Source organism: Candidatus Electrothrix sp., from assembly GCF_052785085.1.
In genome coordinates this window covers 46029-56291 of record NZ_JALAAI010000009.1, presented here as the reverse complement: position 1 = coordinate 56291, position 10263 = coordinate 46029, and the positions used below count along the sequence as shown (strand labels likewise).

Genomic DNA, 10263 nt, shown 5'->3' with positions numbered 1-10263 from the left:
CTGACCAATAATGAGGCGGAGCAAGCACTACGTCATTGGGTTATTGCGCGCAAATTAAGCCACGGTACCCGTAATGGCCAAGGCAGTCATGTGTTCGCCATACTTGCGAGCGTGATTGATACGTGTAAGAAGCGCAACGCCTGTCCGTGGAAATATCTCGCTGAGGTTATCACGGCTCGGCGCCAGGGGCTGGATGTGCCTCCTCTGCCTCTTGCTGCGTAAAAAAATGAGAGGGATCTGAACGGTTACGTTGCCGGGTGTACTGCCAATGACCGCCTTCCTCGTCCAGCACCTCAGCGATCTTGCCGTTGGCATCAAAATGATGCTCAAAACGGTTACCGTTGGGTTCTTCTTCAACGGTCATCAGGTCATCAGCGGTGTAGGTGAAATTGTAGGTGCTGCTGTCCGGGTAGACGACTTGGGTGAGCTGCTGATCCGCATTGATATGCAGCTCGGTGCGCAGGCCGTCCGGGGAGATAATGGCGGTGGGAATGCCGTCCGCGCCCCGCTCAATGGTGGTGACATTGCCGAACTGGTCGGTGATGGAAATCAGGTTGTCGTCGCTGTCATAGCCGAATTCCTGCAAGACAAGCCCGCTGTCTAAGTCAATGGTCTTTTTATGCAGTCCGGTAGCGGACATGATGTAGCCGAGACCGTTTGGGTCGGCAAAAGGGATGTCACCGGTTGCCGCTATATGCGATTTGAACACAGCTGATGCAAGGGCGACTTTGCGGATGCGGTGATGACCATACTCAGCAATGAAAATATTGCCTTCATGATCCACTGCCACCCTGTTAGGTTCAAAAAGACTGGCAGCAGCAGCCGGGCCGCCGTCACCTTCAGAGCCTGATGACCCGTTACCGGCTACTGTGGTGATGATGCCGTTCGTATCCACCTTGCGGATACGTTTGTTGTAGTAGTCGGCAATAAAGAGGTTTCCAGCTTGATCTACAGCAAGATCCGCTGGCGTATTAAAACTGGCCTCGGTTGCCAGTCCGCCGTCACCGCTATAGCCTGATGATCCGTTACCGGCCACTGTAGTGATGATACCGCTGCTGGAATCAATCTTTTTGATATAATGGAACATTGGATCGGCATAAAGAAGGTCGCCAGTCTGGCTGACTGCTAATCCGCCGATTTTGTATGGTTTTAGCAAAGTGGTGATAATACCGTTTGCATCCACCTTGCGGATATACCTGCTAATCAGGCTGGTATTATGCCCAATAAAGATATTGCCGCTTGCATCCACCGCCAATTGATAAGGATTCTGAAGCTCGGTCTCAATAGCCGGAACATTGTCAGCACCGTTACCCGCCACTGTGGTGATAATCCCGTCAGTATCCACCTTGCGGATACGATGGTTCTCGTAGTCGGCAATGAAAATATTGCCGAGCTGATCAACCACGACATCGCTTGGTTCAGCAAGCTTGGCCTCAATAGCCGGAATGTTGTCGCCGTTATAGCCTTCAGAGCCGGTGCCTGCCACTGTTGTTATAATGCCGTTTATATCTACCTTGCGGATACGATGGTTTCCTCTATCGGCAATGAAGATATTTCCCGCTTGATCTATCGCCACTCCTATTGGCTTATTAAGCTCGGCTTCGGAAGCCGGAATATCGTCGCCGTTGTAGCCACCATTGCCGTTGCCTGCGAGTGTTGTTATGATACTGGAGTTCTTATTTTCTAAACTTGAGCCATTTCCTTTGTACAGGTGAACGGCTCGTCTTCCAAGAACATGATGATCAGACAGGCTCCAGCCTTCAGCAATGTTGCCCGCAGCTTTTCCGGCACCAACCTGAAGCTGAAACCGCTGCCAGGAAGTAACCTCCTGCCGCGCTTCAATGGCTGTCACCTCACTCCCGGCCTGAGCAAAGGCATTGGCAAAATCTCCGGCAGTGTAATACACGGCATCATAAACAAAGCCTACCGACACATCGGCCTCCACCGTTCCTACTTCCCGTCCCAAATAATCCAAACCATCCCAGACAAATTGCGCCTGCTGATTCGGCAGCGCATCCAAGGTCTGGGTCAGCTTGCGACCAGCAAGCTTCACCTCCACGATGATGCTTTTCAGGCTCTCCGGCACCGTATCGCCGCTGGCCGGCACCGTGATGACCTGCTTATAGCCGTCCACCCGATTTGAGGCGTAATGCAGAGTCATGCCGGTTCCCGGAATCGGAATATCTTCATGAAAGATGAGACCCCGTTTTTTGACGTAGGAGTTGATATTCTCGCAATCGCCTGGTGCATCATCTTTAGATTCTTCCGCATCAGGAACACCGTCAGGATTCGGCCCTGTCGCACCCTCCGGCGGGCCATAGGGCCAATTGCAGTCCCACGGCGTGAAATGGGTGACAGCCACCCGCCAGAAGGTCGCTCCCGGCGCATAGCGGCTCGCATCTTCCAAGCCAATCACTTCATCGGCAAAGGAACCGTCATTATTCAGATCATCTGGCTGGTCGTTGCCGTCTTTATCCAAGGCATCGACCATACCGTCGCTGTCCGTATCCAGCAGCTTGACCACAATCCCGTTCTCAGACGGCACCCAGACTCCCCGATCACGGTCGTAATACCCGACCGGCACGGCCTCGCCGACCTCAAAACCGAGGAAATTGTCCACCCAGACCGTGACCGGCTTGTCAAAGCGCACTCGCGCCGCACCATCCACGGACAGTTCCGTGCAGTAGGTATAGGCGGAATTCGGCGGCAAAACCGCAGGCATGGATTCCTGCGTCTTGAACTCCGTGGCCCTGGTGGTGATGTTCGACAATTCCTGAACAGTATTCCCATGTTTGTCCACCAGATAGGCCCTGTTGTCGCCCTGAAAGACCACGGTCGTTGACCGGTTGCCGAACTCATCGCTGACCTGCGTGCTGGTATGGGTGACCACGGTGGCAGGGTTGCCGTCAAAGGTGACTTCGGTAGCTACCGAATCTTCAGCCGTCATCTGCACGGTTTCCGCAACAGCAATGTCATTCCAGGGCACATAGACCTGACGATGCGAGGTGATGAAACCGTCATGCCTGTAGGCAAGGGTCATGGGCCGCCGCCTTCAACAGGCATGGTGAATCTGCCGTCTGTATCGGTGAGCACGGTACCGTATTCAGGATGGCCATGCACGGTGATCCGCACCTCGGCCAGCGGCGATCCGGAAAGATTATGCACCTGACCGGTGATCAGGGCAAATCGTTCTTCATCGTATGCATCGACCGTCGCATCGTCCGGGACAAGGTCGTCATACTGCTCACCATACGAACCTTCCGGCTGCGCTGCCGGGCTGCCAGTCACTTGCACTGTCACCTGCGCGCTGACCGTGCCTTTGTCTCCTGAACCGGTGATGGTGTAGGTTGTGGTATGTTCGGGAGTGACGCTCCGGGAACCCGTTGCCGCAACCTCCCCTATCCCGTTGTCAATGCTGATCTTGTCAACGTTGCTGCCGGTCCAGGTCAGGGTTGCACTGCCGGTCCAGGTCAGGGTTGCACTGCCGCCTGCGGTGATGGAGATCGGGTCGGCGGAAATCGTAATGACAGGTTCGTCAGCAGCAGGCAATACTTCAACTGTGGCAGTGTCCGTTGCCGTACCGCCCGCACCTGTGGCGGTAATGGTATAGGTGGTTGTTGCTGAAGGGGTCACGGAAACCGAGGCGTTGAGATCAACCGTGCCGATACCGTTATCAATGGTCACGGAATCCGCATTTGTGCTGGTCCAGCTCAGGGTTGCACTGCCGCCTGCCGTGATGGAGGTCGGGTCAGCGGATAAGGAAACTGTGGGCGCGGGCGATGCCGAAACCTCCACTGTCACCGTATCAGTCGCTGTACCGCCCGCACCGGTGGCAGTGATTGTGTAGGTGCTTGTTTCTGTCGGTGCTACGGCAACAGAGCCGTTGAGATCAACCGTGCCGATCCCTTTGTCTATGCTGACGGAATCCGCATTCGTGCTGATCCAGTTCAGGGTCGAACTGTCACCCGCTGTGATGGAGGTCGGATCAGCAGAGATCGTGACTGTGGGCGCAGGAGTTGTTCCGGCGACCTCGACCGTCACAGTGTCCGTTGCCGTGCCGCCCGGCCCCTGGGCCGTGATCGTGTAGATCGTTGTTATCGTCGGTGTGACGAACGTGAAACCGCTGAAATCGACCAGGCCGACGCCGTTATCAATGCTTACAGAATCTGCGTTCATGCTGGCCCAGATCAAGAATGCACTGTCGCCTGCGCTAATGGAGGTCGGATAGGCGCTCAGAAAGACCAAAGGAAACGGAGCATCAGAGATCGTGACTGTCACAGTATCCGTTGCTGTGCCTCCGGGGCCTTCAGCGGTGATCGTGTAGGTTGTTGTTTGTGAAGGCGTAACAGTGGTTGTGCCGCTTGCGGAAACACTGCCGCTATCCGGGGATATGCTGACCCTGTCCGCATTGCTGCTGGTCCAGCTCAGGGTCGAGCTGCCGCCTGCTGTGATGGAGATCGGATCAGCGGTAAGCCTTGCTGTGGGCGCGGGAGAAGGCTCTGTATCGTTTTTCAGCTTGAGCACCAAAAACTTCCCGACTTCCAGGGTAACACCAATACACGGCCGGACGATGCCGTCGCAGAGGCAGAGGAGAGAAGAAAACAACCCATAATGGAGATAATGAACAGCAACGTTATTTTTTTCACAAGGAACCTCGAATGTTCTTACTTGTCAAGAGGTGGTGGAGGTAATTATCAGGAGCAACATATGACCATATTCCACTCTGCCGACGAATGTTAATATCTTTTGCATAGAAAAACAAAATGGTAATAATATTCAATCCCGTTTTTAAAACGAAAATACGGGAGAGTTGCTTGCCCAGCTTGGAGCATCACTTACATAAACGCAAGTCAACCAGCAGATCCGTCCCGCTGCGTAAGGACATACCATAGAAGCAGCGCAGGGTGTAAGCGGCCTTCAGGAGCGGATCAAGAAGGAGATAGGCTCCACAGGAAATGGTGAGCAGGCTAGTGGTGTTAGCAACCCAGTAATATCCACTGCGGAGCATGACCGTTTCAACGCCGGTGAGCATGTTGATCAGATAGGGCAAGGCCATGAGAAGGAGAAGAATATTAGCAGCAACCACCACGCCCAAAGGGCTGGCTGGCCAGACCCCGATAACGATGAACAGGGTGCCAATGATAAACCAGGGAAGATCCCCAAGCAGATCAGGAGATACCCCCATCATTCCTGTGGAGGTGCTGATAGCAGCGGCCAGACCAAAACAGCAGAGGAAGACCAGAAACAGGGGCCAGGGACTGAGAATCCAGATGATCACATAATTCTGCCATTTCTCCTTTGTTGCCAGTTTGCGACTTTGCCGGGTAAGTTCTTTCTTATCCGCAACCGCACCAAGCACAGTATGGTTTTGGAAAAAGGCATTTATCCAGGGAAAGGGGATAAAGAGCAGGGGCATACAGAGAATAAAGAGAAGGATTCCCCAGGGCTGGATTCTGGCCTGCTGGACACAGATGCGAAGAAATTCAACGGGATTTATGGGTTGCGGGGGTGTGCCCAGCCGAACTTCATAAAGGATTCTCCCGTACACGGCCTGCCAGCCCTTCATCCAACAAAAGAGTACAGCCATAAGCAGAGAGGCCCAGAGGATGTGGTCAGCTGCAAAGCTGGATGAACTCATATCATTCCAGAAAAAGAGCAGGCCAATCACAAAGGGAATGGTGCCCAGATAATAGGCCACCAGAGCTGTTGAACCGCCACTCCTGACCAAGGTCAGGGCCTCGTCCATGAGCAGAAAATGATTGACGCTGAACAGCTCATCGTCTTGTTTGTTCATGCCAGATAGTCCCGTCGTGGATGGTTGCTGGAATGGAGAGAAGGCCGGTAGCCAGGAGATAAAAGGCCAGCCAGGCCCCGAGCAGGCCAAAGATCAGCTGCAAAGGCGGCAGTAGCTTTTTGATCCGGGCCTGCTGTTGCTCCTGTTGTTGCTTGGTCAAGGCCAGAAGGCAGTCAGAGCAGAGCAGACGACCGTCATGGTCACTGACGCATTCCCGACAAAAATAACGATTGCATTCCGGGCAACGGGCCACGGGTTCCCGGTCAGCATGATGAAAACAAAATTCTTTAAGCATCTGTTGCCGTTCCTCCGGCTTTGACGGTGAACCGAAGTCCAAGGCCTCCCAGCAGGCTGAAGCAAACAATCCTGGTGATCAACAATATCCTGAGATAGAGCGAGTCAGCTGGCTGTATCTGGCCCAGCATCATCCAGAGTTCATATTCATTACTGGGCATGGTTTGTAGTTTCGCCATTTGACGAAACAAGGCAACAAGCAGGCCAAAATTGGCAAGCACACTGAGTATCAGCCATAATGAGGACCACCAGGTCAGATTGGCTAACATCCCCCTGATTTTGCTTTTTGATTGGCGATACAGGGCCGTGACAAGTGCGAGCAAAGCCAGGAAACAGGTTATATTCTCAAGAATATAGATGAGTTTCCCCCGGCCTGCAAAGGAAACCAGATAAATGATAGCCAGCAGGAGAAAGAGAGTATAGCTGATCAAATGGGCCTTATTATCAAAGAACAGAGAAAATTCCTCCAGCTCTTCTGGCTTTTTTGCAGTCTGTTTGAGATGGTTGGCAGCGGCAACCTGTTCATGTTTACGACCAAGTTCTTCTTCGTGGTCTGGAGTAAAATTCCCTTGTACCTGTTCAATAGAAGCGTTCAGTTTTTTCTGAAGCTTTTGGGCAACAGGAAGCCGCTTGCAGGGGAGAAGTGTGGTCTGCACCGCAGTGCTGATCTGGACCGTGCAGGTTGCACCTTTGAACCAATTCACGGAGAGGAGTATAAAGCTAAGAAAAGCTATTGCCAAGTGGATTATCCTGCCGACGTCCCCGGACAGGCCAGCCAGAACCAAAAAAAACAGGATAATGACCAGGAAGATTATACTCTGATTGCGCCGTTGCTTATTTTCAGCAACCACCAGGGCCTGAATATCCTGGAAATAAAATTTTCGGTACAACTCCTTCCAACCCTCATTCCTGACCAGAAGCAGATGGTCCTCAGCAAGCCAGAGGCGTGATACGCCACCAAAGAATCCGCGATGTTGACATCCTTTGACCGGAGAGTAGGTATGTTGTTTCTTCATGTTAACAGGAAGGGCCAAAGATATACCACCAAGCCAATACCGATGATCTGAGCCGTGGCCAGGAGGGTAGCCATGGGAAAGCGCCAACGGCTGACAGGAGTTATGGAGATTGGTGTCTTATGATATTTGACGATAAGATAAAGGGTCAATGGGGCAGTGAGCACGGTCAAGGGTATGATCAGGAGAAAGGGCCAGAAAGCAAGGGCCAGCACAAGGATGTCATAGCGAACACATCCCTGCTTCTGCTCTATCACTCCCTGTTTATCCTTGCCCCGCTCCAGGCAGACAGGACAAATATGGCTTGCTCCCATATCAAGGTCGCAAAGGGCACAGAGAAAACGGCCACAGTGGGAGCAGTCAACTACAGCTTGTTTTTCTGGATGATAAAAGCAGCTTGCCTGGTTCGCAGCCTCCACCTGTTCCGGGTGGATAACCTTTTGCTCTCTGAGCAGGGCTGGATAAGCTGTGCAGTGCAGAGGTGCTGAACAACCTGGACAGAGCGAGTCTGTATTATACTGTTCAGCTGGAACAGGGGTTCTGCATATCGGACATTTGATGATCATCGGTTCCTGTTTCTGAGGCGAGCCCTGAGACCTTTTCTTCCTACTCTTCTGTGCCAAAAATAATCCTGTAGACGATACCGAGAACGATGGTTCCCATAGGTATGGTCCAGATCAGGCCGATTCCCAGGGGAATAGCAGAAACCATGAAAATAAGTCCCATAACAAAATAAAGTCCGAATATCTGGAACCAGCTATGATGAATTGCCTTGCGTGAGGCCTCCATAGCCTCCCAGGGGCCAAGTTCTTTGTCCATGATCAGGGGGATGGTGAGTCCGTAGGCAACACTGAGGTAAATTCCCGGAATAATCAGAAGCAGAAAGCCGATCATGATAATGATTGTCTGAAGGATCATGGCAATAAGAAGCGGCTTTACCTGGGCAATCCCGTCAAAAAGCATGGAAAAATTGATCGACTCATCCGATGCCCGTCGTACGCCCATCATCATTATACCAGCGGTCAGAACTACTGTCAGGGCTGCGTAGATCAACTGGAGCCCCAGCTGGCTGATGATAGCGAGCACTATACCGCTTTCATTAAGCCCCAATAAGCCTATGAGCATTCCGCCGATGAACATGATGAAGAAGGAAATAACATACATGGCAAAGACTCCGCCAAATATTGGTCCCTTTGCCCCCTTGACCTTTGCCCAGCCTTCTGAAAGAACCTCGCCTATCTGAAAACTGTACTGACCAGCTATGCCTTTTTCTAAGCTCCCGGAATCAGTTGCAACCGTCCCTTCCTTGAGTTTTTGGAGGATGATTGGCTTACAGGTTGCACAGATCTGTTGTCCTTCCAGCTCTATCAACTCGTCTTCAGGAAAAGAGTTACCGCAATTTGTGCAGGTCTTTGTCTCGTTAACCTGTTCATCAGGATTTGAAGAGGAAGGGAGCGGTGGGGGGGAGGCAGCACTCTCTGACTCAAAAGGATCATCAACAGGTGGTGCAACTTGCGCAGCTTTTTCCTCTGTCACGGTAAAGCTCTGTCCGCATTTGGGGCATTTTAATTTTTTGCCGACATATTTATCGTCAATGGAACCTTTGACATTGCAATGGGGACAGACAAGCTTCATTATTTATCTCCTTTTGTTGCTATCAATTGAGGATACACACGGAAATCAGTTACTCTCAAATTAAGATAACTTAAAGTTACGAAGCGATTACGTCAAGTTTTTCTTTATTCTTTTTACCATGATCCAGCAAGCCAGCATTGATACATACGCCACCATTGCCTATGAGGCAAATAGCCTCTATAATCACCTCATGGATTGAGGCGAAAATAGGGAGGCATGATGAAAAGTTTCTGGCAGGAGTTTACCGGGATAGAACTGAATCCGCGACAGAAAAAGGTGGTCAATGCCCTGCTTGATGCGGGGAAGAGAAGGTTTGAAGGGTACTTGGCTGCCAGGAAATACAGATCTCTGGCCAAGACGAGCAAGGCGACAGCCTCCCGCGATCTGGAGGATTTGGTCAGAAAAGGTGTGTTGCGGCGACTGGACGGCGGCGGGAGGAGTACGAAATATGATCTCTGCTGGGAGCGATTTGAGTCCGTGGGGCTATCTGTTCCCGGATCATGATCGGTTTGTTCCAGTGCAAGGATGGCCTGTATGATATTGAATTGGAAAATGATAAGGTGGTGAGCAACATTATTCGGAGCAGGCAGGTGTGGTCTTCGCCTGAATTACGATGCGTTGCCGTTCAAAAAGGTGGTGGAGAAAGAGGGGGTGGTGATGCTCCTTTCTCTGTATCATATCACCGATCAGGCTGTTTGTCGCTACTCAATGCAGCGGAAGGTCAGGCTGAGAATTTGCCTATCACTGCCAATGGTGCCGGGCATTACTGTTGGGTCATGAGCTGTTCACACTCCTTTTCGCCTCGCTTGTTATTACAAGGAAAAGTATTCCGGTAACCAGTCCGGCCCCATGTGCTTCGGGAAACCCGGCCCAGCTCAGATGGGTAAAAATTGCCTCCTGCGTTGTCGTTTCAACGATAATCTTCAAGACAGCGACCAGCCCGATAAGCGGCAGCATTGGATGCCTGTTCTCCTGCCAAATTCTTACTAACAGCACGACCAGCAAGCCGTTGAGCATCCCGGACAGACCGCAGTAGAGCAACAGCTCGTTTCGACCAAACCAGAGCCAGCTGCTGACTCCCAGGCAGCTGACAATGGTCACATCGGCAAACCGCCGCCAACCGATGCGCTGTTCCAGCAAGCCGCCGATGAGTGCCAAAGGCAGCAGATTCCAGAGCAGATGGGGCAAATCGCAATGGATAAAATGGCCTGTGAGTAATCGCCATATTGCCCCCTGAGCAATGGCGGTACGATCATACACCAAGGTTGCCGATGCCTCCCCGAAGAGCAAAAAAAAGAGTAAGGAGGCAGCGCAAAGGATAGCGGTGAGCCAAGGCTGTTGTTGCCAGCCTGAGTGATTATCGTTTCTGCTGAACATCTTCATTTGCTCCTCCCTGTTGTAGGGGAGACCGGCGGTCGCCCTTGGTGTATGCGATCATCCGGGTATTAATGGGCGAGCACCGCTCGCCCCTACGGTTTCTCTGGTTCCCAAGCTCCGGCTTGGGAACCTGTAATCCTTCCATTATGC

Annotated in this window: 9 protein-coding genes and 1 pseudogene; 2 read left to right on the top strand and 8 right to left on the bottom strand. The window is 52.0% G+C overall.

What is annotated here, in order from left to right; all coding sequences use genetic code 11:
• Positions 1-222 (top strand): annotated as a pseudogene (locus tag L2082_RS02995) (IS66 family transposase); the annotation flags it as partial.
• Here L2082_RS02995 and L2082_RS02990 read toward each other — a convergent pair.
• The 7 genes from L2082_RS02990 to L2082_RS02960 all read right to left on the bottom strand — a co-directional run bounded on the left by L2082_RS02990 (position 170) and on the right by L2082_RS02960 (position 8736).
• The gene (locus L2082_RS02990) at positions 170-3040 is read right to left on the bottom strand and encodes an NHL domain-containing protein (protein ID WP_446011439.1); all 2871 of its coding nucleotides are present in this window, start codon (positions 3038-3040) and stop codon (positions 170-172) included. The pseudogene L2082_RS02995 and the gene L2082_RS02990 overlap by 53 nt on opposite strands.
• Positions 3037-4524, bottom strand: coding sequence for a hypothetical protein (locus tag L2082_RS02985; protein WP_446007896.1), 1488 nt, complete (start codon positions 4522-4524; stop codon positions 3037-3039). The genes L2082_RS02990 and L2082_RS02985 overlap by 4 nt, the downstream gene beginning before the upstream one ends.
• Positions 4525-4831: 307 nt before the next feature.
• A complete protein-coding gene (locus tag L2082_RS02980) occupies positions 4832-5794 on the bottom strand; it encodes a hypothetical protein (protein ID WP_446007895.1) in 963 nt (320 codons plus the stop codon).
• Positions 5775-6089: a rhomboid family protein gene (locus tag L2082_RS02975; RefSeq protein WP_446007894.1), complete on the bottom strand. Its 315-nt coding sequence runs from the start codon at positions 6087-6089 to the stop codon at positions 5775-5777. The genes L2082_RS02980 and L2082_RS02975 overlap by 20 nt, the downstream gene beginning before the upstream one ends.
• The gene (locus L2082_RS02970; protein ID WP_446007893.1) at positions 6082-7104 is read right to left on the bottom strand and encodes a hypothetical protein; all 1023 of its coding nucleotides are present in this window, start codon (positions 7102-7104) and stop codon (positions 6082-6084) included. The genes L2082_RS02975 and L2082_RS02970 overlap by 8 nt, the downstream gene beginning before the upstream one ends.
• On the bottom strand, positions 7101-7667 hold the full coding sequence (locus L2082_RS02965) for a hypothetical protein (protein ID WP_446007892.1): 567 nt from the start codon (positions 7665-7667) through the stop codon (positions 7101-7103). Before L2082_RS02965 ends, L2082_RS02970 begins: the two co-directional genes overlap by 4 nt.
• A gap of 40 nt (positions 7668-7707) precedes the next feature.
• Entirely contained in the window at positions 7708-8736 is a 1029-nt protein-coding gene (locus L2082_RS02960; RefSeq protein WP_446007891.1) for a zinc-ribbon domain-containing protein, read from the bottom strand.
• Between the two features lie 216 nt (positions 8737-8952).
• Here L2082_RS02960 and L2082_RS02955 point away from each other — a divergent pair, with 216 nt between their 5' ends.
• The gene (locus tag L2082_RS02955; RefSeq protein ID WP_446007890.1) at positions 8953-9240 is read left to right on the top strand and encodes a DeoR family transcriptional regulator; all 288 of its coding nucleotides are present in this window, start codon (positions 8953-8955) and stop codon (positions 9238-9240) included.
• A 270-nt stretch (positions 9241-9510) separates the two neighbouring features.
• Here the strand turns inward: L2082_RS02955 and rrtA are convergent, their stop codons facing one another.
• A complete protein-coding gene (gene rrtA / locus L2082_RS02950; protein WP_446007889.1) occupies positions 9511-10113 on the bottom strand; it encodes a rhombosortase in 603 nt (200 codons plus the stop codon).
• Positions 10114-10263: the final 150 nt, after the last annotated feature.

What these genes read in the sequence shown, in the direction of transcription:
- L2082_RS02990 (WP_446011439.1), bottom strand. Translation starts at nt 3,040, where the DNA reads ATGACCCTTGCCTACAGGCATGACGGTTTCATCACCTCGCATCGTCAG.
- L2082_RS02980 (WP_446007895.1), bottom strand. Translation starts at nt 5,794, where the DNA reads ATGAACAAACAAGACGATGAGCTGTTCAGCGTCAATCATTTTCTGCTC.
- L2082_RS02975 (WP_446007894.1), bottom strand. Translation starts at nt 6,089, where the DNA reads ATGCTTAAAGAATTTTGTTTTCATCATGCTGACCGGGAACCCGTGGCC.
- L2082_RS02970 (WP_446007893.1), bottom strand. Translation starts at nt 7,104, where the DNA reads ATGAAGAAACAACATACCTACTCTCCGGTCAAAGGATGTCAACATCGC.
- L2082_RS02965 (WP_446007892.1), bottom strand. Translation starts at nt 7,667, where the DNA reads ATGATCATCAAATGTCCGATATGCAGAACCCCTGTTCCAGCTGAACAG.
- L2082_RS02960 (WP_446007891.1), bottom strand. Translation starts at nt 8,736, where the DNA reads ATGAAGCTTGTCTGTCCCCATTGCAATGTCAAAGGTTCCATTGACGAT.
- L2082_RS02955 (WP_446007890.1), top strand. Translation starts at nt 8,953, where the DNA reads ATGATGAAAAGTTTCTGGCAGGAGTTTACCGGGATAGAACTGAATCCG.
- rrtA (WP_446007889.1), bottom strand. Translation starts at nt 10,113, where the DNA reads ATGTTCAGCAGAAACGATAATCACTCAGGCTGGCAACAACAGCCTTGG.